The following is a 24628-nucleotide window of genomic DNA, read 5'->3' as shown; positions in this document are numbered from 1 at the left end:
TAGCGTTAGGCTAATTCAGTAGCATCAATTCAGCACTGGGCCGCGTTGATTAATACTAAGTGCCTCATAACGGAGCAATTCTATGATCGTTCGTAACCTTGAAGAAGCACGTAAAACAGATCGTCTTGTCACCGCCGAGAATGGCAACTGGGACAGCACGCGTCTTGTTCTAGCCAATGATAATGCGGGTTTTTCATTTCATATCACTCGTATTTTCCCAGGCACTGAGACGCATATTCATTACAAAAATCACTATGAAGCTGTGTTTTGCTATGAAGGAGAAGGCGAGGTAGAAACCTTGGCCGATGGCAAAATCTGGCCGATCAAAGCAGGCGATATTTATCTGCTGGATCAGCACGACGAACACCTGTTACGCGGTAAAGAAAAAGGCATGACCGTTGCGTGTGTATTTACTCCCGCTATCACTGGCAACGAAGTACACCAGGAAGATGGCTCATACGCCGCACCTACTGGTGAGTAAAGCTTAACGCCAGAGATTGGCCAATGAAAAAACAGCCTGCTAAAAAAGCAGGCTGTTTTTGTGAGGGTTGCCATTCCTCCTCATGATCGTGTTGCTTGAGATGCAGCTATTCTCCGACGATACTTACGGCTTCTTCGGGCATTGTCGATTTGGTTTCGAATCAACGCCCAAATTGGTGATACGTTAGGCTTGGCCCGCTGATTGATGCTGTGCTTATACAATTGATACTTGACCACTGCCATATAGCCCAGTGACGCTAGTGGTTTGTTTTTCCAGGTGATTGGTGAGATATCGGGTGTATTCTGCTTTCCCTGCCGCCATGCGCGGGGTAGGTAGGGGTCGATAGCCAGAGCCGTACCGATTCCGACCATATCCACACCACTTTCCACGACCTGTTCAGCTACGGGCAGGCGGCGTATACCCCCTGTGACCATAATCGGCATCCGGGCTACCTGCTGTATATCCTTGGCGAACTCTAGAAAATAAGCCTCTCGGGCTAGGGTACGACCATCTCGAGATCGGCCATGCATGGCCGGCGCCTCATAGCTCCCACCGGAGAGCTCCACCAGATCAACGCTCAATTCATTAAGCATGATGACTACCTGGCGAGCATCGTCCTGATTGAAACCACCCCGCTGGAAATCAGCGGAGTTAAGCTTTACCGCAACTGCAAAGTCCGGCGAAACGGAAGCGCGAATCCCACTGATAATCTCCAGCAGCAACCGAGCTCGGTTTTTCAGTGAGCCACCCCACTTATCCTTGCGTTTATTGGTCAAAGGGGAAAGAAACTGACTGAGCAGGTAACCATGGGCAGCATGCACCTCCACCCCGGTAAAGCCGGCTTTCTCGGCAAGCTGTGACGTACGAATGAAACGCTGAATTACTGTTTCAATCATCGCCTCGGTCATTTCCCGGGGAGGATTAAAGTACTTTGATAATTTACCTAGATCCACAGATACCGACGAAGGCGCCCAGGTTTGCTGGCCAAGATCGCCCGGCATCTGACGACCAGGATGGTTGATCTGCATCCAGAAGTGACCATTCTGAGCGCGGCCAGTGCGGGCCCATCGCTTGAATTGTTCAATGTACTTGTCGTTTTCCAGCACCACGCCACTGGGACCAGTCATGGCGTGGCTATCCACCATAACGTTGCCGGTAATCAGCAGGCCAGTACCGCCTTCCGCCCAGGCTTTGTATAGCTGCAGCAGTTGACTGGAGGGAGCAAAATTATCATCTGCCATGTTCTCTTCCATGGCAGCTTTTGCAATACGGTTAGGAAGGGTAGCACCGTTTGGCAGGGTCAATTCAGTAAACACATTCATAGCGAGTCACCTCTGTGGTAGTGAAGCGACTTTAACTTTGAAGTCAACTTTAAGGTCAAGCCTGTTTTTTATGCTTGACCTTAAAGCTAGATTCAACCTTAAGGTGTCCAGACTCGATTCAAAGCCATCAACACAGAGGTAAGGCATTATGAAGGTGAGAAACATTGCGCTAACGTCGGGTGTTATCCTGGGTCTACTAACACCAGCGGCGTGGGCAGTCAACCCAGCAATTGAGGAGCAACAGGACAGCACAATGATCGACATCGCTGGCCATGATGTGCCTGTAGCAAGAGGAGGGCTGTATGACCGCTTTCGTTCTAACCCGCCTTTATCCGTAATCGAGGAAGAATCACCTGATACCGATCTGAGCTGGTTTAGGACTCTCGAAAAAACCAGGGTGGATATCGGATTTGAGTCCTATTCACCGAACTTCTATTACGAGAACAGCAAAATAACGGTCATCTATACAGCGGACCTCGACCGGTTAAGGGAGTTGATGCCTGCGGAGATACTGGAACAGGTACAGCCTCTTCAGGTATGGCCAGGGCGAGGCCTGATTGCCTTGACCGGCTATTCGTATCACTACTGCGATAACGACAGCTACAACGAGATCTCCCTGGCCATTGTGACCAACAGGCCGGGCGACTCGAATCTGGGACCGATCAGTCTGATCGGCCAGAACCTATCGAAGGATTTCTGGGGCTATATTCTCAAGCTGCCGGTGGATACGGAACTGGCCCGAGTCAGGGGCGTGGTAGGCTACAATCTACCCAAATGGCTTACCGGAATTCAGTATCACGAAAACGCGGAGTCGCTGACTTTCGAAATTATGGATCAGGAAACTGGCGAGTTGGATTTTGTGCTGGAAACAGCCAAGCTTGATGATGTGTCCGACAAACCATCCTTGGTCACCAACAGCTTCACCAACGTCGACCAGGAAGGCGAGTTGACCTATGGCTATGCCGTGTCGCGCCAGCTCCGCTATGGGTCTAGCATGAGCGATGAAACCGTTAATTTGACCCTGGGGGACGGTAGCTTCTCCCGCTACATTAAGTCGCTAGATCTGGGGGAAATGGTGCGTTATGACTACGTACCGGACTTCCAAAGCGCCTTGTACGCGCCTGAGCCTCTTGCTTCACTGATAACGGAATAAAGACCGAAAGGCTTCGGAAGGATGCTGGCTCAAGAAATCAGCCAGCATCTTTCTACTTAAACTAACAGAGTAGGGCGGTTAATGGCTCGCCTGCCCATCCCGAATTGCAGTCAGTCCCTCTCGATAGGTTGTGACCTTGAAATCCGGAAACAGAGACTTAAATTTATCTGAGAGAAAGAGGTTGTCTGATTTGTAGCGAGGCAGCAGTTCTTCGGTTTCCTGGATAGTTTTGCTGATCCGTGCGGCAACCCAGAGTTGCCAGCGCTTCAACACCTTGTAGTTCGCAGCCACGCCGAATATCTCCGCCGCCAGTTCAACGAACTGCCGATAAGTGAGGCGGTTGTCGTCGCAGGGTAAATGCCAAGTCTGCCCATAGGCTTCCGGCGTGTTGCCCAGCAGGGCCATAGCACGACTGGCGTCCGGTGTGAAAATCAGTGTTCTCAGAGTGTCGTCACGCAGAAAGACCTTTGCTGGTTTGCCGGCAAGCAGGTTGTCAATCACGGTGGTATTGGTAATGCTTTGTGTCTTTCCAGGCCCATAAAATTCTGGGGCTCGGCAAATTATCGCCTCGACACGATCTTGCGCCATAGCATCCAGTAGCATCTGGGTTATCTTGGCACGGGCCTGGCCTTTGGGCCCATTGGGAGTGAAAGGCGCATCTTCAAGCTGAGGCTGACTAGTCTGGGGATACATATAAGTATTGTCGAAATACACCAACTTGGCGCTGTGGGCTTCGCAGGCATCGAGTACATTGCGCATCATGACTGGCCAGCGCTCGACCCATAGCTGGCTGTCGATGGGTAAGCCGGCGGTCATATAGACGATCTCCGATCCTTCCACCGCTTGCAGGGTCTGCGAGGCGTCCATTAGATCTGCGCTGACCAGCTCGTCAGTGTCATTGATTTTCTCAGGCTTGCGGCTCACCAAACGTATATCGCTGGTGAAATCTCGTCTCAGGCTCAGGGCCAGTTCGCGCCCGATCTGCCCACTGGCTCCTAATATAGTTTGCATGCTTTCCGACTCCTTCGTTAACCCAGTTATATAGGCAAACTATAAGATTAAAGCTAACTTCAAAGTCAACAACTCACGCCTCGCCTTGACCTTAAAGCATTGTTTAACCTTAGTCTGCAACCTTAGTAACAGCCAATCAGCCTCCGTTGCACTCCAGCGACAGCGTATGCCATGCAATAATAGGATGAGGAATAAACGATGACTATCTCCGTAACCGCTGACCAGGGCTTATATGCAGCTGAGTTGCTGGCCCGTCAGCGCAAAGCGTTTCTCAATGAGAATTGGCCGACGCTCAAACAGCGCAAAGACCGGCTTACGAGACTACGCGCCACAGTGCTCGCCTATAGAAATGCGCTGGAAGAGGCCGTCAATGCTGACTTCGGGCACCGTTCACGCCAGGAAACCGACTTTCTAGAGCTAATGGTGATCATCCAGTCAATCGATTACCTGTCCCGAAATCTGCGCCGTTTCATGAAATCCGAGCGCCGGCATGTGGGAATATTTTATCGCGCCGGCAGCGCCTATGTTGAGTACCAGCCCTTAGGCGTGGTTGGGGTAATGGCACCGTGGAATTACCCGGTGTCATTGACATTGATCCCCCTGGCGACGTCTCTGGCCGCCGGCAACCGTGCCATGCTCAAGCCGTCCGAGTTGACACCGGAGACCAGTAAGGTGATCCATCGAATGATGGCTGAAACCTTCCCGGAAGAAGAGGTTTCGGTGGTGCTCGGCGGCCCGCAAGTCGGGGCAGCTTTTAGTCGTCTGCCGTTCGATCACCTGTTCTTCACAGGGAGCACCCTGGTGGGGCGCAAGGTGATGAATGCGGCCAGCGAGAACCTGGTGCCAGTCACACTTGAGCTGGGTGGTAAGAGCCCGGTTATTGTTGGCCGTGGCCAAGTGAATCCGCGAAACGTGGATAATATCGTGTTCGGCAAGCTGTCGAATAGCGGCCAGACCTGTGTGGCACCGGATTATGCGCTGATTCATGAAGAAGAACTGGACAGCTTTATTGCTGAGTACTCTGCATCGGTATCCCGTTTCTATCCCAAGGGGCCAACCAGTCAAGACTACACCTCCATCGTGAATGAAAGGCACTACCAACGGTTAACCTGTCTGGTTGATGATGCGCGAAACCAGGGTGCAAAAGTGATCAAGGTGGGGGTCAAACCTGAGACGGCTGCCTTGCGAATGCGGACATTAGCACCCACATTGGTTGTTGGCGCCAGAGACAACAGCGCTATCATGGAAGAAGAAATATTTGGCCCGGTTCTACCTATTCGTACGTATCGCAGTCTTGATGAAGTGATCCATTATGTAAATGCCCGGCCACGTCCATTGGCGCTTTATTATTTCGGGGCGCGTGACGCGGAGTGCGAGCGATTACTGCGTTGCACAGTCTCGGGCAACGTCGGGATCAACAACACCATTCTGCATGTGGCCCAGGAGGATTTGCCATTTGGTGGAGTAGGGCCAAGTGGTATGGGTGCCTACCATGGTATCGAAGGATTTCGTGCAATGAGCCATGCAAAAGGCGTGTTTGTACAGGGTCGCTGGAATGTGACAAGTCTGACCCGCGCGCCCTTCGGCAGGTTTGCCAACGTTGCTTTAGCAATGACACTCGGGCTAAGTCGAAGCCAAAAACGACCAACCAATGGGAATACTTCGTCATGAATAAGCTAAATTTACCTTGAGTTCAAAAACCTTGAATTGAAACCTAAGGTTGGTGCCGAGCGTGATTTTTAGATTTGGGGGAGCCCGTACCGGTGTTTGTGTCCTGAGGTAACAGGCCAAACCTCGACAGAACACGCTTGGCGTTTGCGGCACAATCTGTATCCTGCGGTTTAGCTTCGATTTCGGCTAGCACTTCCTTAAGTTGAGCCTTGCTTACAGCAAGTCGCTTCTGCATTTCCTCAATGTCCCGAACCTTCTTTTGAAGCGCATCCAACAGTGATCTATGGTTCCAATTAGCCAGATCAGAGGGCAACAGTGTACGTAACTCATCCAAACTAAAACCAGCCTGCTGCGCTGTGATTATCAGCTTTAGAGTAGTAATTGCCTCTGGTGGGTAAGTCCGGTAGCCGTTGGCCTTGCGGCTGACAGTCTGCAGCAGCCCAATGCGTTCGTAGAAACGAATTCTTGAGGGCGCCAAATTTGTGAGTTCTGCAAGTTCGCTAATTTTCATTGTAGCCATCCTTAAGATTGAAGTTAACTTTAAGTATGGTTTTCAATTTTTTCAACCGATCGATGTCTGATCTGTATGGCCACAAAAGTTCGCATAATATATATTATGTTAAATAAGATAAATAAAGGTTTCAAAACCGGCGGATCAAGTTGGACAATGTAATGTCCTTCTCCTTATCATTCATGCTCTTCTTGTTTAAGGATATCTCACGTTATGCGCCCAGGTGTATTGTGTCTAATGGCGGGTTTGTCGCTTTCGTTTGCAGGCTGTGCTGTGACACAGCCAGAAACGAATGAGCCGCCGCCATTAAGCGAAGCGTCTTTTAACACCCGCATCCTCGAACTTGAAACCTCTCTTGCTCAGCAGTGTGCATCCACGTCTGCACGACTGCACGAGCAGCAGCTTAACCAGCAGCAAGCATTGACAGCTGATGTTCGCGAAGTCGGCAGTCTCTTGCGCTACTTGCGCCAAGATGTGGCTGGCCTACAAGCTCGCGGTGAAGATCCCGTTATTATTCGTGAAGAGTGTGACGTTGATGCTGCTCAAGACAACAAAACACTGCTTGGCCGCAGCGAATGGGTTGGTTTACCCAGTGTTGGCACTTATTTGAAGGCACGCGTTGATTCGGGAGCCAACACTTCATCGCTATCAGCAGCCGACATTACCCGCTTTGAACGTGACGGTGAAAATTGGGTGCGCTTTAAGTTGGCACTAAATGACGATGACGTGGTCGTAGATCGCGTGCGTGATGAATGGATCGAAGCGCCAATTGTACGCAGGGTGCGTATTGTTCAGGCATCTGGTGAAGAGTCTCGCCCAGTGATCTCGCTTTTAATGACCCTGGGGCCAATCCGCGAAAACGTTGAGTTCACGCTCAATGATCGCACCCATCTAGACTATCCAGTGCTGTTAGGACGACGGTTCATGATGGATATTGCCACCATTGATGTTGCTCAGACCTATCTTTACGAGCGTCCAGAATTCCCAGGCGGTGAACCTGCTGATCAAGCCGCTGACGATGAAGCAGCAGATCAAGACGATACTGAAGAGTAACAGCTCTCCCCCGCCGTTTTTCGCTGAAAGGAATCATGATGTCACGGTTGCCGTTTTATTTAATCGTTGGACTACTGCTGTTAGTTGGTATTGCCGCCAGTGTGCATCGACATGTCCAGTTCGAAATCCCCTGGCTACCTGGCGAGCAGCGCCAAGTATGGGAAATCGAAGCTGTTATCAACTTTAATGCCCAGGACGGCCCTGTGCAGGTTGATCTAGCACTGCCTTCACATCAGGCTGGGTACCGGGTTTTGACCGAAAACACCGCGTCTTCTGGCTATGGGCTTGCCTATAAAGCAGATGAGCTAGGTCGTCAGGCTGAGTGGACTATTCGTAATGCCGCTGGCAGCCAGCAGCTTTACTATTCGGTGCAAATGCTGGTTTCGCCAGATGCGCGCTCACCGGTACAAACGCCACCAGAATTATCGTCTATTCCCCCCTGGGAAAGCCCGTATGACACAGCCGCTAACCAATTAATTGAACGTGCTTGGTCTCGTAGCGCCAATAACGCCACCTTTGCGAGAGAATTGATTTTAGATATTAACGGCGAGCGCCAAGGCGAAAATGCGCGACTACTCTTAACCCAGGAACAGCCATCGCCACTGATTGTGCGCTTGTTGAATCAAGCAGGTGTTCAAGCAAGGGAAGTCAGTGGGTTGTTGATGGAAGATGGCCGTCGTCGGCAAACCCTCAGCAGCTGGATTCAAGTGTTCGATGAATCTGCAGAAACCTGGACACTCTTTAACCCCACCACCGGCGAGCAAGGAAAGCCCGATAATCTCCTGCTCTGGGAAACAGGTGGTCGCGCGGTGCTAGAGGTTCAGGGCGGCACCAATTCGCGCGTCACCTTTTCAATGTTAACCCATTACCAACCGGCTTCTGCGGCGGTTCGCAATCACTACTCCGACGACACGCTACTCAACTTTTCTATCCATAGCCTTCCTTTGGAAGAACAGGCACTTTTCCAAACGATTCTGCTAATTCCCATTGGCGCGCTGGTAGTGGTGTTTTTACGAGTGCTGGTTGGGGTAAAAACATCGGGCACGTTTATGCCGGTGCTGATTGCATTAGCGTTTATTCAAACCACTCTGCTAACAGGTTTAATTGGCTTCCTACTGATTGTGGCCATGGGGCTGATCATTCGTAATTATCTGTCATACCTCAATCTATTGCTGGTAGCGAGGGTTTCAGCGGTCATCATCACTGTCATAGCAATCATCTCGATTTTTACCGTCATCGCTTATCGTATGGGCCTTAATGCTGGGTTAACTGTGACATTTTTCCCGATGATCATTCTGGCGTGGACGATTGAGCGGATGTCGATTCTTTGGGAGGAGGAAGGGCCGAAGCAGGTATTGATCCAAGGCGGGGGCAGCCTCTTAACCGCTGTATTGGCGTTCCTTGCCATGAACAACCCCTGGGTTCGCCACATTACCTTCAACTTCCTGGGCGTTCAGTTCATTCTAATGGCGCTCATCTTGTTGCTTGGTAATTACACAGGCTACCGTTTATTAGAACTACGCCGCTTTAAGCCGATTACAGATGAAGAGAAATCCTCATGAGCTGGCTAAAGAACTGGACATGGCCGACACGACTTAGAGATAAGGGAATTATCGGCATGAATCGGCGAAATATTCGCTATATCGGCCGCTATAATTCCCGACGTTTATATCCGCTGGTTGACGACAAGTTGAAAACCAAGCTTCTTGCGCAACGCTACGGCATTACAACGCCAGAGCTCATTGGTACAGTCACGACTCAGTTTGGGGTCAAGCATATCAGCGAGATGTTAAGTGGCCATTCGGGCTTTGTAATCAAGCCTGCTAAAGGCAGTGGCGGAAAAGGCATACTTGTTATTGAAAAGGTACAAGAGGGTATCTTTATCAAACCGAGCGGTGCCAGCTTGTCGATTGAAGATATTGAGCGCCATGTTTCGAACATACTTTCTGGGCTCTATTCGCTAGGCGGCTCACCGGATGTTGCCGTCATCGAAACACTGATCAATTTCGATGAGAGTCTGATGGCCTATACCTATGAGGGCGTTCCCGACATCCGAGTCATCGTGTTTAAAGGTTACCCAGTAATGGCCATGATGCGGCTTTCTACCGCCGCGTCGGATGGGAAAGCCAACCTTCATCAGGGGGCCGTGGGTGTCGGGCTAAATATTGCCACAGGCGCGGCCCTGCGTGGAGTGCAGTTTGATCGCCCGTGTTTTAGCCACCCCGATACAGGTCACGATTTGGCAAGCCTGGTTGTCCCACAGTGGGATACCCTACTCCACTTGGCAGCAGGCTGCTACGAGATGACCGGACTTGGCTATCTTGGTACCGACATGGTGCTAGATAGAAAGCATGGCCCCATGCTGCTTGAGCTTAATGCACGTCCCGGACTTGCGATTCAAATGACCAACGGGGAAGGACTTCGTCGCCGGCTTGACCTGATCGAACAGCAACCTGACGGTGTTCCCGTCGCTAAACGGGTAGCGTTTGCACAGCACCACTTTGCCCGCCAAAGCGAACTCGTAGAAACGCCTGACACTTCTTCGGCGACAGCGTAGACTACGCATATCCCGTTAAACGAGTGCCCTAATGACAGAAGCTAATACGCTATTACAACAAGCGGAATCCCAGTGTCATACCCGAGGCGTGAGATTTACACCTATTCGCCGCCGAGTATTAGAGTTGATTGCTGAGAATGGTGGCGGCCTAAAAGCGTATGACTTGTTAGACCAACTATCCACTGAACATGCCGCAGCAAGACCGCCCACGGTTTACCGTGCTCTCGACTTCCTTATCGAGCAAGGTCTCGTGCATCGGATAGAGTCACAAAACGCTTACGTTGCCTGTGCTTGCCCGGAGCATGCCCATGGCTTTCAGCTGTTAATTTGCCGCCACTGTGGCTATGTTGAAGAGCTTCACCTAGACGAAATAAGCGCTCAACTGGCCGAATTAGCCAAACGCCAAGGGTTTAACGTCGAGCGCCAAACGATAGAGCTTCAAGGCCTGTGCCAAAATTGCCGATCTGCGAGTAATGAGTAATGTCACGTTTTGACCAATTAGCCCCGCGCGACCTATTCAAAGCCCTAGAGTCTGCCAGCCCTTCCGACACGCTGCCCGGGACAGAAACGCTTCTTGACGCAGTTCGCTTTAACGAACAAGGCCTGCTGCCAGCCATTGCCCAGCAGTTTGATTCGGGCGAAGTGCTAATGATGGCCTGGATGAACCGCGAGTCGCTCGAAGAAACGCTAGCAACACAGCGTGTTTGCTACTATTCACGCTCGCGCAAAAAGCTCTGGCGTAAAGGTGAAACCTCGGGTCAGCAACAGCAGCTGAAGTCTGCGGCTCTCGACTGCGATGGTGACACGCTATTACTGCAAGTCGACCAAACGGGACCCGCTTGTCACACCGGTCGACGCAGCTGTTTTTACTTATCGGTAAACGAACAGCAGGCGGCAATTACCAGCGAGCCGCTTATCGACCCTGCGGCACTTTACGGCCAAAAATAGTGGTAAAAGAAATAGTGGTAAAAGAAATAGTGGTAAAGCCGCTATCCCAAGCAAAGCACTGGGCCTTGAAGGCTCTTGGCATCGCTATGATTGGCTGTATCAAGGTCTATCAATATACCATTAGCCCTCTTCTAGGGCCGCGCTGTCGCTTCTGGCCAAGCTGCTCGTCCTATACCGTTGAGGCCATTCAAGTGCATGGTCCTTTCAAAGGCGGCTGGATGGCAATAAAGCGCATTCTGCGCTGCCACCCAGGCAGTGCGGGCGGTATCGATCCCGTGCCCGGCGGCAGAAGCGAGCAATTGTGCCGTGAAGACCCCGACTTAACAGCGCCGCCACACTCTGAATGCAATCATAAATGCGATCATCAACACTGATTTATGCGCAGCCTGCTTTCTATTACGACTGCTTTGCCACTTGGTAAATACGCTCCAACATGGCATGCAAGCCGTTACTGCGGGTTGGTGATAGATGCTTGTCCAAACCTAAATCTTTCAAGAAGTGAGGTTCGGTTTGGCTAATCTCATCAGGCGTACGATCGCTATAGATTCTTAGCAGTAACGCGATCAATCCTGATACGATGGCGGCATCCGATGTTGCCTTGAAGATCAGCTTGTCGCCCTGCTCTGCGTGGCACATCCACACGTTAGATTGACAGCCCTGAATCTTATACTCCTCAGTCCGCTGCTCCTCCGGAAAGTCAGGCAGCTGCTTCCCCATATCGATAATGTATTGATAACGATCCATCCAGTTATCAAATATTTCAAACTCTTCAACCAGTTCTTGCTGGGCCAGTTCAGCGCCTGAAGTTGCCATGGCGTTACCTTTGGGGTTGGTGTACTCAATATACTGGCATTATAACGGGTTAGGCGTCTTTTTTGGGGCCGTTTTCAAGCGATGACGCTGCTGCTCTTGATGCCACTCATTATCTTCGGCGTGCAAGTAGCGGCTCGTCGTATCCAGCTTAGAATGGCGGGCACTTTCGGCTAAATAGCGCAGGCTTACTCCCGCTTGTGCTTGATGAGTAATCGACGTATGCCTTAGCCAGTGGGGGGTTGCACGACGCAGTGCACTCACATAGGCAGACTTGCCATTTTGCGCTTCTAACGCATCAGCCGCTTCGCTAAATACACCTTTAACCAGTCGATAAAGCTGGTTATCGCTAATTCCGCGACGTTTATCTAGCGCACGAATCAGCGGGCTGGGTTCGTAATGGCTAGGCAGGCCTGCTAATCCAAGGGCTTCCCGCCATTCGCACATGCATTCGAGCATGTCATCGGGCACCGGAATACGCGCCAGTTTACTCCCCTTACCCACCACCACCCACCACCATCGACCCTCGCTTTCCTGAAAGTCATCCATCCGAGCATTAGCCATTTCACTAATGCGAGGCGCTAATAGATAAGCGAAGCTGAATACAAATCGTCGCCGCGCTTGCTCATACGCTTCTCGCTCACTAGCGTGCCCAGCTGGCGCATTCAGCCACTGCCAAAACCATATCCAGAGATCTCGTTCTAAATAGCGCCCAATGATTTGCGTCTGGTTATTCAGCCGCCTCGCCTTGTCGCGCATAAGCGCAAATGGATTATGGCCTAGCCAGCCCGCCTCTATTAACCAGCTAAATAAGCCTTGCAGGATAATCAAACTTTGCCGCCGGCTTGCTGGCGAGAGCCCGCCACGAAAAGGCCGCCATTGCGCATGATTGCGAGGCTTGCTTGCCCCCACCCACCGCTCGGCTGGCTGAGGGTCTTCCAAAAAAGCGTCGTACTGGCGCAACATTTCGCGATTCATATCGCATAGCGAGCTGCCGTGGCTAGACAGCCAAAGCAGCAGGCGCTCCGCCTCTCGGCGGTAACTTTTCAATGTTTGAGGGCTGTCTTGGTACTCCCTTAACCACGCAGCAACAGCTTCTATGTCGTTTTGAGCATCAATTAACGGCGTGCCAGTTCCTGGAGTGGCGGGTACGGAAGGGTTAGGCAGCAAATCAAGCCAACTGCCCTTCTCTAGGCTTTTACCTACGTATTTTCGCTGTTGTTCAACTTCTCCGGGCATCGCTACGCCCTCCCTGGCCACTGGCTGATTTTTCAATGGGTTAAGTGTGCTGCTATCGGCATTAAAATTCAAGATAATTGCAGTAATCTTGAATTTATAACACTTAATGTAAATAATTTTACGTTTTATGTATTACGTAATTATTGTAATTTTAACCAAACCCTATGAAAATAGTGCTACCAATCTGATAGGGATAAGCACCATGGCTCGCAGCGGGATTCAATACAGTGATGTTCAGCAAGCAATCGATACTCTGCTCGCCCGCGGCGACACTCCTAGCGTGCAACGCATTCGGGAAGTATTGGGAACCGGCAGCTTTACAACGATTAGTGAGCATTTCCGTAATTGGCGTATTGAGCGAGAGCAAAATCGCGATGTTCCGCCACCTAAGGGCGTCCCAGAAGTCATCGTTAATGTCGCCACCGAACTATGGCGCGAGGCGCAAGAGGTCGCCAATCAAGCGCTCGCCCACTATCGTGAAGATGCTAACCGGCAGGTAGAGAGCGCCCAGCAGGAAGCTGCCGAAGCACTTCAGCAAACAGCCAATGCGCAGCAACGAGAAAGCGCCCTTGCAGAGCATTTACGACATACAGAACAGCGCTTGGAAGCACTTAATCGCGAGCTGGCCGCTAGCCAAGCGAACGAGCATCAGTGGCAGCAACAGGCAGAGCAAGCCAACCAAGATGCTAAGCGATACCAGCAGTTGCTTACCCAGTCTGAGCACGATGTCGCTTCACTGAAAGAGCGCTTCACTGAAGAGCTGCAACAACGCCAAGCCGCTTGGGAACAGCGCCTTGCTCAGGAAGAGCAGCGTAACGAAGCAGCGGAAGGAAAACTGATGGCGTTACTAGACACGCTTAGGCAAGAGCGCGCCCAGGAAGAAAAAGCACTACAAAAGCGCCTACTCCAGCAGGAGCAGCGCTCAGACAGTTTGGCGAAAGAACTTCAGCTCAAAAAAGATACGCTGCAGCGCTACCAGTTAGACAACATCAGCTTGCAACAGCGCCTTGACGAGCTTGAGCGCAACAATGTATCGCTAAAAGAGCAACACTCCAGCCTGCAAAGCGAGCTTGATAAAGCCCACCAAGCACTAGAAAAGCAGCAGAAGGCGGCGCTTCAAGACGAGAACTGGCAGCAACAGCTCTGGCAACGAATGGAAGCCCTTCAGGCACAGCTAACAGCCCTGCCGGAGACGATTTCCTCGCAAGAAAAAACAGATAATCCACCTAACGAGTGATCTACAGTCCATAAGTATGAAAAGTATCAAATACTTACATAGGTAGGCTACGCAGATTTAGAAGCCTTAACTCCCTATTCTGGCTTGATGGAAGGAGGCGGAGTTCAGCCTAAAAACCGGCCCCGCTAACAACACCATCTAATCAATGGTCAAGCTCAAGCGGCTAGTATAGGCTCCCAAAGACACCCAAGCTTCTTGTCTTTACGCTCCATATCTTTATCAATACTTGAGAAAATGAAATGCAAGAAAAGTCCTCTGACGCCAAGAAACCAGCCGACCCGCGCAATCGTCCCCGCACAAAGCCTGCTGATGTACGACTTAATGAGTTAATGAACGCTGCAGAAGCACTGTTTCTAGAACAGGGCGTTCAAGCAACCACGATCAACGACATCGTCAAAGCCGCCGACGTGGCCAAAGGCACGTTCTACCATTATTTTTCTTCCAAAAATGAAATCCTGGTAGCGCTTGGCAATCGCTACACGGAAAACTTCCTTGCTCATCTGGAGAAAGCGCTTGAGGCCTGCGACCAAAGCGACTGGATTGGACGGCTTCGCGCCTGGATTCGGGCAAACGTCGAAACCTACGTCGACACCTATCGAATACACGATATCGTCTATACCAATCACCATCACCATGATCGCTCCAATCAGGCTAAGAATGCCATTCTCGATCAGCTATTGAGTATCATTGAGGGAGGGCGGTCCGCGGGCCTGTGGGCACCTGAAAACCCAAGAGTGGTAGCGCTATTAATCTATTCCGGTGTCCATGGAGCTACGGACGACATTATTGCGTCCCAAATAAGAGACTGCTCGCCCTTTGCCGATAGCGTTTCGGATGCCTGTTTGAACATGCTGGCGTCCCCTGCAAAGAATGGTCGGTGAGATTGACGTCACGTTTATTGATAATCACGCCATCATTATTCAACGCGACCCGCAATCAGTAGCCTGAACGCCTCATCGTATTAATTTTCAACAAAAAACCCCAAACGCCGGACAGGGTGTCCAACACTTGGGGCGCCGTTTTGTCAGGCTTTTTGAAGCACAAACGCTACTGCTAAGTCGCGCTAGCGGTAGTAAGCGTTCGTTGTATCCGTGTGATCGGTCACGTCACGGATACCCGCTAGCTCAGGAATTCGCTCCATTAGTGTTTTCTCAACGCCATCTTTAAGCGTTAGGTCAACCGCGGCACAACCTTGGCAACCACCACCGAAAGCAAGAATTGCCACCTTGTCTTCGGTCAGCTCTACCAGTTTGATTTCACCACCGTGGGCCGCCAGCCCAGGATTGATCTCGCTGTAAAGCGTGTAGTTGATGCGGTCTTCCAATGGGCTGTCCGCATTAACTTTGGGCATTTTCGCGTTAGGAGCCTTGATGGTTAACTGGCCGCCCATACGATCCGCATTAAAATCAACCACTGCCTCGTCTAAAAACGCCAAACTGTTTTTATCGAGAAATACGTTAATTTTTTCAAGTTCAAGCTTAACGTCTGTCGGTTCTTCCTCACCGGGGCGGCAATAGGCTAAACATGTTTCCGCGTAAGGCGTGCCGGGCTGGGTGATGAAAATACGCACAGCAATGCCTTCAACATTCTGCTTTTCCAGCAGTTCAGCAAGATACTCCTGAGCACTGTCAGTAATATCAATACCTTGGGTATCATTTTCGATAGTCGCGGTCATAAGGGATGTTATCCTCCCGTGGTTGTGGCGTGGCCACATCACATGTCATTTATAACTATTTCATTAACGCCTATGGTAAGCAAAACTGCTCGTCAGCACAATCCTGACTATTTTAGTAGGCTATTGCCTATGCATATGAGCGCGCCTCATTAAGATACTGCAATAACTTCACGCCCTTACTTGCTGCCCTATGGGGTGCCCTTTGTTATGATAGGCGCCGCTCACACTATGACGACGACTATAAAAATATCCTTTTCGACTGAGATGCTGGAGACTTCCCCCTGCCATGGCTGCTAGTGATTTGACCGCTTCCCTTACCCAACGCCTTGCCCAACGTATCCTGATTTTGGACGGCGGCATGGGTACCATGTTGCAGAACGCCGAACTCAGCGAAGACGATTTTCGTAGTGACCGCTTTCGTGACTGGCCCTCGGACCTTAAAGGTAATAATGACTTATTAGCACTTACCTGTCCGGATTTGGTGGCGCGCATTCACCGCGACTATCTAGAAGCCGGCGCGGATATTATCGAAACCAATACCTTTAATAGCACCCGTCTGTCCCAATCAGACTATGGCATGGAAGATTTGGTGCCTGAGCTGAATCGTGAGTCGGCACGTTTGGCACGTAATGTCTGTGACGCCGTGGCGGCTGAAACCAATATCCCACGGTATGTCGCTGGTGTGCTTGGGCCAACGTCACGTACCGCGTCGCTGTCGCCGGATGTCAACGACCCTTCTAAACGTAATGTCACCTTCGACGAGCTTCGCGAGAACTACTATGAAGCGGCTAGTGCGTTAATCGAGGGCGGTGCCGATCTTATTATGATCGAGACTATCTTCGACACGCTTAATGCCAAAGCCGCTATTTATGCGCTTGAAGAGCTGTTTGATGACTTGAATACTCGGCTGCCGGTGATGATTTCCGGAACCATTACCGATGCGTCAGGCCGCACCCTTTCTGGCCAAACCACCGAAGCCTTCTGGAACTCTGTCCGTCACGCCCAGCCGCTCTCGGTCGGCTTAAACTGCGCCCTGGGTGCTGAAGAACTGCGCCCTTACATCGAAGAGCTTGCCACTAAAGCCGATACCTTTGTTTCTGCGCACCCTAATGCGGGCCTGCCCAATGAGTTTGGTGAGTATGACCAAACCCCAGAGGAAATGGCAGCCATTGTCAGCGAATTCGCGGAAAGTGGCTTGGTTAATATTATCGGGGGTTGCTGTGGCTCTACCCCTGAGCATATTCAAGCCATCGCTGAAGCCGTCAGTTCGATGCCTCCCCGCAAGATAGCAAAGCGTAGTTATGCATGCCGACTGTCTGGTTTAGAGCCCTTCAACATTGAAGCCGACGCGCTGTTCGTCAATGTCGGTGAGCGTACTAACGTGACCGGCTCGGCGCGCTTTAAGCGGTTAATCGTTGAAGAAGACTTCACAACCGCACTTGAAGTCGCCTTGGAGCAGGTCGAGAACGGTGCGCAAATTATCGACATCAACATGGATGAAGGCATGTTGGAGTCCCAGGAAGCGATGGTGCGCTTCCTTAATTTAATCGCCGGTGAACCCGATATCGCTCGCGTTCCCATTATGATCGACTCCTCTAAATGGGACATTATCGAAGCGGGCCTTAAGTGCGTTCAAGGCAAAGCGGTGGTCAACTCAATCTCGCTAAAAGAAGGCGAAGCTGCGTTTCGTGAACAAGCCACCAAGTGTCGCCGCTTTGGCGCTGCCATTGTGGTTATGGCGTTTGATGAGGAAGGCCAGGCAGATACCTTTGCGCGTAAAACTGAAATTTGTGAACGCGCCTACCGCTTACTCGTCGATGACATTGGTTTCCCTGCGGAAGATATCATTTTCGACCCCAATATCTTTGCTATCGCGACCGGCATAGATGAGCACAATAACTACGCCGTCGATTTTATTGAGGCCACCCGGTGGATCCGTGAGCACCTGCCTCACGCGATGATTTCCGGTGGCGTGTCGAACGTCTCGTTTTCATTCCGAGGCAATAACCCTGTTCGTGAAGCCATTCACTCGGTATTCCTTTACCACGCCATTCGTGCAGGCCTCAGCATGGGCATCGTCAATGCTGGCCAATTGGCGGTTTATGATGATTTACCCGCTGAGCTGCGTGATGCGGTAGAAGACGTTGTACTCAACCGCCGCAGCGATGGTACCGAGCGTCTGCTTGACATTGCCGACAAGTACAAGGGCGATGGCAGCGGCGCAGCCAAAAAAGAAGATCTGGAGTGGCGCAGTTGGCCGGTTAATAAGCGTATCGAACATGCGTTGGTTAAAGGCATAACGGCATATATAGAAGATGACACCGAACAGGCACGCGCCGAATCCGCCAGGCCCATTGAGGTTATCGAAGGCCCGTTAATGGATGGCATGAACGTGGTCGGCGACCTGTTTGGTGCCGGTAAAATGTTTCTTCCCCAGGTAGTTAAGTCGGCTCGCGTGATGAAGCAGGCGGTTGCCTATCTGATTCCCTATATCGAAGCGGAAAAAAGCGAAGAGACCAAAGCCAAGGGTAAGATCGTAATGGCCACGGTCAAAGGCGATGTTCACGACATCGGCAAAAACATTGTTGGCGTGGTACTGCAGTGTAATAACTATGAAGTTATTGACCTTGGCGTGATGGTGCCCACTGAAAAAATTCTGCAAGCGGCTCAAGATCACAATGCTGACATCATTGGGCTTTCAGGGCTGATTACCCCATCGCTTGATGAAATGGTACATGTTGCTAAAGAAATGAAGCGCCGAGGCATGAATCTACCGTTGCTCATTGGTGGCGCAACCACTTCAAAAGCCCATACGGCTGTAAAAATCGAACCTCAATACGATCACCCAGTCATTTATGTGACCGACGCCTCCCGAGCGGTTGGCGTTGCGGGTCGCTTACTGGCGCCGAATCTTAAAGCCGCCTATGTTGCCGAGATTCGTGATGAGTATGAAAAAGTGCGCGAGCGTAACGCCAAACGCCGCCCTAAAGCCGCAGACTTGGATTATACCCAAGCCCGTAAACGCCGTTTTCGTACTGACTGGAACAGCTTTACTCCAGTTAAACCTCAGGTGTTAGGCCTCAAAACTTTCGATGACTACGATCTTGAAGAGCTGATTGAACGAATTGATTGGACACCGTTCTTTATGAGCTGGCAGCTTGCTGGCAAGTACCCAAAAATCCTTGAAGATAAAGTAGTTGGGGAAGCTGCGCGCAGTTTGTTTGCAGATGCCAAAGTAATGTTGCGCAAGCTAATCGACGAAAAGCGCATTCAAGCGCGCGGCGTCATTGGCCTTTGGCCGGCTAACAGCGTTGATGACGATGTCATCGAAGTCTATGCCGATGAAAGCCGCAGCGAGGTCGTTGAGCGTTTGCACCACATTCGCCAGCAAACTACTAAAGGGCGTGACGGAATTTGCTACAGTCTTGCGGACTTTATTGCCCCTAAAGAAAGCGGCAAAGCCGACTGGATCGGTGGCTTTGCCGTTACCACAGGCCATGGAGTTGATGAACTTTCCAAAGCCTACGAAGCAGCAGGCGACGATTACAACGCGATCATGGTGCAAGCATTAACCGATCGCTTGGCAGAAGCATTCGCCGAGCGCATACACGAGCGTGTACGCAAAGAGTTCTGGGGCTATGTGCCGGAAGAGGCGCTGGATAATGAAGCGCTCATTGCCGAGAAATACCAGGGTATCCGCCCTGCTCCCGGCTACCCAGCCTGCCCTGACCATACCGAAAAAGCTACGCTATTCCGGTTGCTTGATGCGACAGAAAATACCGGTTTGGCGCTGACTGAAAATTTTGCCATGTGGCCTGCGGCGGCAGTCTCCGGCTGGTATTTCGCACACCCCCAGTCCAAATACTTCTCCACCGGCAAAATCACCCGGGATCAAGTGGAAGCGATTGCACAACGCAAGCAGATGCCATTAGCGGACATGGAGCGCTGGCTATCGCCAGTGCTCTCTTACGACCCTAGCTAATGTCGCCTGTGGGTCGCCGCCAAGGCAAGGTCATGCGCTTAGCCTTACCCATCATGCTGGGCATGCTCTCTCAGAGCATGCTCAACCTTATTGATGCGGCGCTGGTGGGCCATTTAGGCCAAGAGGCATTGGCAGGTGTTGGTATAGGCGGCTATGCCATGTTTATGATGACGGCGCTAGTTTTTGGCCTCTCTTCCAGCGTTCAGTCTCAAACCTCTCAAGACCTGGGCGCAGAACACTTTCCGTTGACTCGCTCACTTCACTCTGGCTTGCTGATCGCCGTTATTATCGGCATACCATTATCTTGCCTCGCGTGGTGGCAGGCTCCCCGATTAATACAATTAATTACCCCAGCAGATGACGTGACGGCCATTGCCGTAGAGTATTTCCGCTGGCGCGTTGTATCGTTAGCCGCGATTGCCCTGACGCTTTGCTTTCGCGGTTACTGGAACGGGCGACAGCATACACACCTTTACCTGCGTATTATCGTCATTGTGCATGTGTTTAATGTGGTCGCTAGTGCGGGGTTAATTTATGGCCTTGGTGGCCTTCCAGCGCTGGGTGCCAATGGTGCAGGGATTGGCACCACGCTTTCGCTGCTGCTGGGGCTGATGATATGGGCTTGCGTGACCTATAACGCCCACGCACTTACTCGGCAAAAGCTGACCTTGCGCTCATTACAGACCACCCTATTTTTGGCTATCCCACACTCAATGCAACAGGTGTGGTTTGCCGCCGGTTATGTGGTGCTGTTCTGGCTATTAGGTAGGATGGGCACGCAGAGTGTTGCCGTTGGCCATGTTCTCGTGAATTTATCACTGCTGCTTATTTTACCTGGAGTCGGCGTAGGTGTTGCGGCGATGAGCTTGGTAGGTGAGGCATTAGGGCGTGATGATCAACAGGCTGCACACCGCTGGGGAATCGACGCATTAAGCGTCGCTGGCTTGCTGCTGACAGTGTTGGCACTCCCTATGCTGTTGTTCCCGGCAACTGTTCTGGCTGTTTTCTTTGAAGACCAATCACTCATTCAGCTAGGTATTCTCCCCTTACAAATTACTGGCCTAATGATAGTCCTGGATGCTGCCGCACTGGTGCTGGCCCAAACGTTAATGGGCGCTGGTGCTCAGCGAACAGTGATGCTGCTTACTTTGAGCATGCAGTGGCTAGTCTTCCTACCACTGGCCTGGTGGGTAGGCATTGAGTTGGAATATGGGCTGCTTGGTGTATGGCTGGTGCAGCTCTTCTACCGTGCGCTCAACTCCAGCAGCTTCTTGTGGGTGTGGCAGCGTCGACGCTGGCTAGCTCAAGCGCCATGACTCATAAACCTTAAATGCCATTTAACGATAAAAAGATAATTATATATTCTTTTGTAGAATATGATAGCCGCGTTAAGGTGACGGCACATTACCGTCCGTCTCGACGTGACCATTTCGCTTTTAGCAGGATCGTGCCACATGTACCGTTATGATATTCACGACCAAACGTTGGTTGACGAGCGCGTCGCTCAGTTCCGTGACCAAATGGACCGCTACCGCGCCGGACGTTTGGGAGAAGAAGAGTTTCGCCCACTGCGACTCCAAAACGGCCTGTATATTCAGAAGCATGCGCCGATGCTACGAATTGCCATCCCTTATGGCATGCTGGCGGGTAAGCAGCTTCGCGCGTTAGCGGAAATTACTCGGCGCTATGATCGTGGCTATGGCCACTTCACGACTCGGCAAAACTTGCAGCTGAACTGGCCAGCATTGGAAGACGTGCCCGATATTTTGGCAGACCTCGCCAAAGTACAAATGCATGCTATTCAAACCAGCGGCAACTGCATCCGCAATACCACCAGCGACCAGTTTGCCGGTATCGCGGGGGATGAAGTGGAAGATCCGCGCCCCTGGTGTGAGCTAATTCGCCAGTGGTCGACCTTACATCCCGAGTTCGCCTACCTGCCGCGCAAATTTAAAATTGCTGTTAGCGGTGCCGCCGAAGACCGCGCCGCCATCCAAGTGCATGATATCGGCCTGCGGCTATGGCGTAACGAAAACGGCGACGTGCGCATCAAAGTGCTAGCAGGCGGGGGCCTAGGCCGTACACCGATGATTGGCGACGTGGTGCGCGAAGACCTTCCCTGGCAGCACCTCTTAACGTATTTGGAAGCGTGTGTTCGCGTGTACAACCAATTTGGTCGCCGCGATAACAAGTTTAAAGCCCGTATTAAAATTCTCGTCAAAGCGCTCGGTATTGAAGAGTTTCGCCGTCGCGTTGACGAAGAGTGGGCGCACCTTAAAGATGGCCCGCAAACACTCAACCAAGCAGCGGTTGATGCGGCCAAGATCCACTTCCCTGAACCAGAGCGTCGTCCAGTTGCTGAGAGCGCCATTGCCGATTTCGAACAGTTACGCAGCGAAAATCGTAGTTTGGCCCGCTTTGTGACGAATAACGTCACCGACCACAAAGTCCCTGGTTATAAGGCGGTGACCCTTTCACTTAAACGCCGCGAACACGCGCCTGGTGATGTCACAGCGGATCAAATGGAAGCCGTCGCCGACTTGGCAGATCGCTATAGTTTCGGTGAAGTGCGCGTGACCCACGAGCAAAACTTAGTGCTGTCTGACGTTCCCGTCGACGAGTTGGAAGCGCTCTGGAAAGAGCTTGATGCACTGGGCATGGCCAACCCCACAGTGGGCACATTGAACGATATTATCTGTTGCCCTGGCGGCGACTACTGTGGCTTGGCCAATGCGGTCTCCATACCTATCGCTCAGGCACTGCAAGAGCGGTTTGAAGACCTGGATTTCCTCTATGACCTCGGCCCACTGGATCTCAACATCTCAGGCTGCATGAACGCCTGTGGGCATCACCACGTTGGTCACATTGGCATACTTGGCGTCGACAAAAAAGGCGAAGAGTACTACCAAATCTCAATTGGCGGTAACTCAACGGACGATGCATCGCTAGGTAAAATCCTGGGCCCCTCTTTCTTCCGCGAAGACGTGCCGGGCGTTGTCGATAAGGTACTGCAAGTCTATGTGGCCGAACGTCACGAAGACGAGCGGTTTCTCGACACCTATCGCCGTATTGGCTTAAAACCCTTTAAGGAGCGTGTTTATGCCCAGCAATGACACTCAGACTGACGCGGTTGAGCTCACGCCGGTCCATGTCGACCATCTGATCGCTGATGGTGAACTGGCAGCAGAGAATGCTTGGTGTGTGTCCTACGATACAAACACGCTTCCTGAACAGCGTCCCGCCTTTGTGCCGCTGCCACTCTGGCAAGCGAATCAGGACGATGCCGAGCTGGCACCACTGCTTTCAAGTGATACCGAGTTGACGCCGGCGCTTGGCCAGCAGCTAAGCAGTACCCGTGCGGTTGCTCTCGATTTTCCGGCATTTACGGATGGACGTGGCTATACGCTTGCTCGTTTGCTTCGCGAACGCTACGGCTATACCGGTGAAGTACGTGCCGTCGGTGATGTGTTGGTCGACCAGTTGGATTACATGCGCCGCTGTGGCTTTACCGCCATGGCTCTGCGAGATGATCAGCATCCAGACGACGCTATCCGTGCGTTGAATATGTTTAGCGTTCGCTACCAAAGCGATGTTGAGCAGCGCCAAGCACTGTTCGAACGCCGCCTAGCGGACAGCAAGCAGTAACCGCAAACGATATCGAGATGATATCGAGATAGAAGCAGCAAGAAAGTAGAGATAGAAACAGAAAGGGCAGCCGCGAGGCTGCCCTTTTGCTTGATAAACAGCTTGATAAACAATTACCTAATAAATAATGGCAGGCTATCCGCGACGTTTTTGCTGGCGCTCACGGTTATTCGCTTTGGCACGGTCACTTTTACGTAGCATGACCCAAGTAGCACCCAGGCCACCCTCTGCAGGCTGAGCAGAAATATAAGCTTGCACTTCGTCGAACTGAGTGAGCCATTTAGCCAGATAGGAACGCAGGACGTTTGCAGGACTATCTATTTCTCGACCTCTCCCATGCACAATGAGTACAGAGCGAAGGTCGTGAAGGTAAGCTTCTTGAATAAATGGGAACAGCATTCTGCGACACTCTGCCAGCGGCCGCCGCAGCAGATGTAATTGGGCCTGGACACTGTACCCGCCATGCTTCAGTTTATCGACCACACCTTGCTGAATACCCTCACGGCGATATTCAATCGGATCAAAGGGCGGCAACAAGTCGACAAAATCATCGGATAAGAAATTGCGCTCCTCCAGACGCTGCTCAGCACTTTCACGACGAGCAAGCTGGGCCTCTGTAGGCCGCTGGCGCTGAGTGCCTGTATCTGCGCGGTTATGCTTGGCTAACGGCTTTACATCGCCGACCAACGCACTGAAATCCATCTCATCACGAAGTGATTGATTCATAACAGGCTCCTCTGACAAGGTCTAATACCCTTATCCTAGCAAACCCGTCGACATTGCTTAAGACTTGTTTTCATTAACATCTAACGCCACGCTAATAGCCAATACAATCAAAGGAGTGGGCATGGTTTGGTTAAAACGTTTAATCGCGTGTAGCACAGCACTACTGATCGGTGCTGCAGGGTGGCTTTGGCTGACAATGCTGAGCCCGTGGTTTTACGAACGCCCCTCCCACTTGCCAAATATCGAAGAACGAATCCACAGTGTCTTCGTCTATGGCACACTGCGCTATCTCCCGGTGCGCTGGGTGGTGATGGGCAGTTCAGGCAACCCACAACCCGCACGTCTTGAAGGTTTTAAAAAACAAGGCCTGGACTTGACTCCCGATGCCCATCGCCATGTAGACGGGTTAAGGTTAACAGTCACTGCAGATCAGCTATTGCGCTTGGATCGTTATGAGCGCTTGGGTATTCGCTATGAGCGGGTCAAACAAACGCTGGCGGATGGTTCAATTGCCTGGGTTTATCTACGCCTGCCCGCATTTAGCCAATTGCGTAACGCATCTCCTGTACAACCGGTAGCTCTGGTACCATAAGCAGACAACGCAGTG

Annotated in this window: 23 protein-coding genes; 16 read left to right on the top strand and 7 right to left on the bottom strand. The window is 51.5% G+C overall.

All coding sequences use genetic code 11. The annotated features are described in order from the left end of the window. Positions 1-82 precede the first annotated feature (82 nt). Complete coding sequence (locus IR195_RS10120; protein ID WP_125747927.1) at positions 83-481, top strand: ectoine synthase; 399 nt, start codon at positions 83-85, stop codon at positions 479-481. Between the two features lie 80 nt (positions 482-561). On the opposite strand, the gene IR195_RS10115 is transcribed toward IR195_RS10120, so the two are convergent. Next, positions 562-1803 (bottom strand): NADH:flavin oxidoreductase/NADH oxidase family protein, encoded by a 1242-nt coding sequence (locus tag IR195_RS10115; RefSeq protein WP_206049676.1) that lies wholly within the window; start codon positions 1801-1803, stop codon positions 562-564. A 148-nt stretch (positions 1804-1951) separates the two neighbouring features. On the opposite strand from IR195_RS10115, the gene IR195_RS10110 reads away from it, so the two are divergent. Then, positions 1952-2956 carry a hypothetical protein gene (locus IR195_RS10110; RefSeq protein WP_206049675.1) on the top strand — a complete coding sequence of 335 codons (1005 nt, stop codon included), beginning with the start codon at positions 1952-1954 and terminating at the stop codon, positions 2954-2956. 78 nt (positions 2957-3034) lie between these two features. Here the strand turns inward: IR195_RS10110 and IR195_RS10105 are convergent, their stop codons facing one another. Beyond that, positions 3035-3967, bottom strand: a complete 933-nt coding sequence (locus IR195_RS10105; RefSeq protein ID WP_206049674.1) for an NAD-dependent epimerase/dehydratase family protein — start codon at positions 3965-3967, stop codon at positions 3035-3037. A gap of 198 nt (positions 3968-4165) precedes the next feature. Here IR195_RS10105 and IR195_RS10100 point away from each other — a divergent pair, with 198 nt between their 5' ends. Continuing rightward, a complete protein-coding gene (locus IR195_RS10100; protein ID WP_206049673.1) occupies positions 4166-5638 on the top strand; it encodes a coniferyl aldehyde dehydrogenase in 1473 nt (490 codons plus the stop codon). Between the two features lie 43 nt (positions 5639-5681). Here IR195_RS10100 and IR195_RS10095 read toward each other — a convergent pair whose 3' ends face one another. Continuing rightward, on the bottom strand, positions 5682-6149 hold the full coding sequence (locus tag IR195_RS10095; RefSeq protein WP_206049672.1) for a MerR family transcriptional regulator: 468 nt from the start codon (positions 6147-6149) through the stop codon (positions 5682-5684). 213 nt (positions 6150-6362) lie between these two features. On the opposite strand from IR195_RS10095, the gene IR195_RS10090 reads away from it, so the two are divergent. The 6 genes from IR195_RS10090 (at position 6363) to yidD (ending at position 11081) form a co-directional block, all read left to right on the top strand. After that, positions 6363-7202 (top strand): ATP-dependent zinc protease family protein, encoded by an 840-nt coding sequence (locus tag IR195_RS10090; RefSeq protein ID WP_125747925.1) that lies wholly within the window; start codon positions 6363-6365, stop codon positions 7200-7202. Between the two features lie 38 nt (positions 7203-7240). After that, positions 7241-8764, top strand: coding sequence for an inactive transglutaminase family protein (locus IR195_RS10085; protein WP_125747922.1), 1524 nt, complete (start codon positions 7241-7243; stop codon positions 8762-8764). After that, a complete protein-coding gene (locus tag IR195_RS10080) occupies positions 8761-9759 on the top strand; it encodes an alpha-L-glutamate ligase-like protein (RefSeq protein ID WP_125747918.1) in 999 nt (332 codons plus the stop codon). The genes IR195_RS10085 and IR195_RS10080 overlap by 4 nt, the downstream gene beginning before the upstream one ends. 31 nt (positions 9760-9790) lie before the next feature. After that, a complete protein-coding gene (locus IR195_RS10075; RefSeq protein WP_038484256.1) occupies positions 9791-10240 on the top strand; it encodes a transcriptional repressor in 450 nt (149 codons plus the stop codon). Beyond that, complete coding sequence (gene hisI / locus IR195_RS10070) at positions 10240-10707, top strand: phosphoribosyl-AMP cyclohydrolase (protein WP_125747915.1); 468 nt, start codon at positions 10240-10242, stop codon at positions 10705-10707. Before IR195_RS10075 ends, hisI begins: the two co-directional genes overlap by 1 nt. Positions 10708-10793: 86 nt before the next feature. Then, complete coding sequence (gene yidD, locus IR195_RS10065; RefSeq protein WP_146945199.1) at positions 10794-11081, top strand: membrane protein insertion efficiency factor YidD; 288 nt, start codon at positions 10794-10796, stop codon at positions 11079-11081. A 22-nt stretch (positions 11082-11103) separates the two neighbouring features. Here the strand turns inward: yidD and IR195_RS10060 are convergent, their stop codons facing one another. Together IR195_RS10060 and IR195_RS10055 are read right to left on the bottom strand one after the other, a co-directional pair. After that, positions 11104-11520 carry a SufE family protein gene (locus tag IR195_RS10060; protein ID WP_125747912.1) on the bottom strand — a complete coding sequence of 139 codons (417 nt, stop codon included), beginning with the start codon at positions 11518-11520 and terminating at the stop codon, positions 11104-11106. Between the two features lie 39 nt (positions 11521-11559). Beyond that, positions 11560-12756: a tyrosine-type recombinase/integrase gene (locus IR195_RS10055; protein WP_206049671.1), complete on the bottom strand. Its 1197-nt coding sequence runs from the start codon at positions 12754-12756 to the stop codon at positions 11560-11562. A gap of 202 nt (positions 12757-12958) precedes the next feature. Here IR195_RS10055 and IR195_RS10050 point away from each other — a divergent pair, with 202 nt between their 5' ends. Both IR195_RS10050 and IR195_RS10045 read left to right on the top strand, forming a co-directional pair. Then, the gene (locus IR195_RS10050) at positions 12959-13993 is read left to right on the top strand and encodes a DNA-binding protein (RefSeq protein WP_206049670.1); all 1035 of its coding nucleotides are present in this window, start codon (positions 12959-12961) and stop codon (positions 13991-13993) included. Positions 13994-14232: 239 nt separating this feature from the next. Next, a complete protein-coding gene (locus IR195_RS10045) occupies positions 14233-14874 on the top strand; it encodes a TetR/AcrR family transcriptional regulator (RefSeq protein ID WP_206049669.1) in 642 nt (213 codons plus the stop codon). A 182-nt stretch (positions 14875-15056) separates the two neighbouring features. On the opposite strand, the gene nfuA is transcribed toward IR195_RS10045, so the two are convergent. Then, the gene (nfuA, locus tag IR195_RS10040) at positions 15057-15668 is read right to left on the bottom strand and encodes a Fe-S biogenesis protein NfuA (RefSeq protein WP_125747898.1); all 612 of its coding nucleotides are present in this window, start codon (positions 15666-15668) and stop codon (positions 15057-15059) included. 286 nt (positions 15669-15954) lie between these two features. Between nfuA and metH the strand changes: the two genes are divergently transcribed. The 4 genes from metH to IR195_RS10020 all read left to right on the top strand — a co-directional run bounded on the left by metH (position 15955) and on the right by IR195_RS10020 (position 23295). Beyond that, positions 15955-19650 carry a methionine synthase gene (metH, locus tag IR195_RS10035; RefSeq protein WP_206049668.1) on the top strand — a complete coding sequence of 1232 codons (3696 nt, stop codon included), beginning with the start codon at positions 15955-15957 and terminating at the stop codon, positions 19648-19650. After that, a complete protein-coding gene (locus tag IR195_RS10030) occupies positions 19650-20966 on the top strand; it encodes an MATE family efflux transporter (protein ID WP_206049667.1) in 1317 nt (438 codons plus the stop codon). Before metH ends, IR195_RS10030 begins: the two co-directional genes overlap by 1 nt. 138 nt (positions 20967-21104) lie before the next feature. Then, the gene (locus IR195_RS10025) at positions 21105-22763 is read left to right on the top strand and encodes a nitrite/sulfite reductase (protein WP_125747890.1); all 1659 of its coding nucleotides are present in this window, start codon (positions 21105-21107) and stop codon (positions 22761-22763) included. After that, on the top strand, positions 22750-23295 hold the full coding sequence (locus IR195_RS10020; protein WP_206049666.1) for a DUF934 domain-containing protein: 546 nt from the start codon (positions 22750-22752) through the stop codon (positions 23293-23295). Before IR195_RS10025 ends, IR195_RS10020 begins: the two co-directional genes overlap by 14 nt. Positions 23296-23430: 135 nt before the next feature. On the opposite strand, the gene smrA is transcribed toward IR195_RS10020, so the two are convergent. Continuing rightward, the gene (smrA, locus tag IR195_RS10015; RefSeq protein ID WP_125747884.1) at positions 23431-24021 is read right to left on the bottom strand and encodes a DNA endonuclease SmrA; all 591 of its coding nucleotides are present in this window, start codon (positions 24019-24021) and stop codon (positions 23431-23433) included. A gap of 121 nt (positions 24022-24142) precedes the next feature. On the opposite strand from smrA, the gene IR195_RS10010 reads away from it, so the two are divergent. Next, positions 24143-24613: a gamma-glutamylcyclotransferase family protein gene (locus IR195_RS10010; protein WP_206049665.1), complete on the top strand. Its 471-nt coding sequence runs from the start codon at positions 24143-24145 to the stop codon at positions 24611-24613. Positions 24614-24628 lie beyond the last annotated feature (15 nt).

It is taken from the genome of Vreelandella venusta, assembly GCF_015689495.1.
Lineage (GTDB): Bacteria > Pseudomonadota > Gammaproteobacteria > Pseudomonadales > Halomonadaceae > Vreelandella > Vreelandella venusta.
This window is presented reverse-complemented; position numbering and strand designations above follow the sequence as displayed.

Coding starts and splice junctions, on each gene's coding strand:
- IR195_RS10120 (WP_125747927.1), top strand. CDS start 83: ATGATCGTTCGTAACCTTGAAGAAGCACGTAAAACAGATCGTCTTGTC.
- IR195_RS10115 (WP_206049676.1), bottom strand. CDS start 1,803: ATGAATGTGTTTACTGAATTGACCCTGCCAAACGGTGCTACCCTTCCT.
- IR195_RS10110 (WP_206049675.1), top strand. CDS start 1,952: ATGAAGGTGAGAAACATTGCGCTAACGTCGGGTGTTATCCTGGGTCTA.
- IR195_RS10105 (WP_206049674.1), bottom strand. CDS start 3,967: ATGCAAACTATATTAGGAGCCAGTGGGCAGATCGGGCGCGAACTGGCC.
- IR195_RS10100 (WP_206049673.1), top strand. CDS start 4,166: ATGACTATCTCCGTAACCGCTGACCAGGGCTTATATGCAGCTGAGTTG.
- IR195_RS10095 (WP_206049672.1), bottom strand. CDS start 6,149: ATGAAAATTAGCGAACTTGCAGAACTCACAAATTTGGCGCCCTCAAGA.
- IR195_RS10090 (WP_125747925.1), top strand. CDS start 6,363: ATGCGCCCAGGTGTATTGTGTCTAATGGCGGGTTTGTCGCTTTCGTTT.
- IR195_RS10085 (WP_125747922.1), top strand. CDS start 7,241: ATGTCACGGTTGCCGTTTTATTTAATCGTTGGACTACTGCTGTTAGTT.
- IR195_RS10080 (WP_125747918.1), top strand. CDS start 8,761: ATGAGCTGGCTAAAGAACTGGACATGGCCGACACGACTTAGAGATAAG.
- IR195_RS10075 (WP_038484256.1), top strand. CDS start 9,791: ATGACAGAAGCTAATACGCTATTACAACAAGCGGAATCCCAGTGTCAT.
- hisI (WP_125747915.1), top strand. CDS start 10,240: ATGTCACGTTTTGACCAATTAGCCCCGCGCGACCTATTCAAAGCCCTA.
- yidD (WP_146945199.1), top strand. CDS start 10,794: ATGATTGGCTGTATCAAGGTCTATCAATATACCATTAGCCCTCTTCTA.
- IR195_RS10060 (WP_125747912.1), bottom strand. CDS start 11,520: ATGGCAACTTCAGGCGCTGAACTGGCCCAGCAAGAACTGGTTGAAGAG.
- IR195_RS10055 (WP_206049671.1), bottom strand. CDS start 12,756: ATGCCCGGAGAAGTTGAACAACAGCGAAAATACGTAGGTAAAAGCCTA.
- IR195_RS10050 (WP_206049670.1), top strand. CDS start 12,959: ATGGCTCGCAGCGGGATTCAATACAGTGATGTTCAGCAAGCAATCGAT.
- IR195_RS10045 (WP_206049669.1), top strand. CDS start 14,233: ATGCAAGAAAAGTCCTCTGACGCCAAGAAACCAGCCGACCCGCGCAAT.
- nfuA (WP_125747898.1), bottom strand. CDS start 15,668: ATGACCGCGACTATCGAAAATGATACCCAAGGTATTGATATTACTGAC.
- metH (WP_206049668.1), top strand. CDS start 15,955: ATGGCTGCTAGTGATTTGACCGCTTCCCTTACCCAACGCCTTGCCCAA.
- IR195_RS10030 (WP_206049667.1), top strand. CDS start 19,650: ATGTCGCCTGTGGGTCGCCGCCAAGGCAAGGTCATGCGCTTAGCCTTA.
- IR195_RS10025 (WP_125747890.1), top strand. CDS start 21,105: ATGTACCGTTATGATATTCACGACCAAACGTTGGTTGACGAGCGCGTC.
- IR195_RS10020 (WP_206049666.1), top strand. CDS start 22,750: ATGCCCAGCAATGACACTCAGACTGACGCGGTTGAGCTCACGCCGGTC.
- smrA (WP_125747884.1), bottom strand. CDS start 24,021: ATGAATCAATCACTTCGTGATGAGATGGATTTCAGTGCGTTGGTCGGC.
- IR195_RS10010 (WP_206049665.1), top strand. CDS start 24,143: ATGGTTTGGTTAAAACGTTTAATCGCGTGTAGCACAGCACTACTGATC.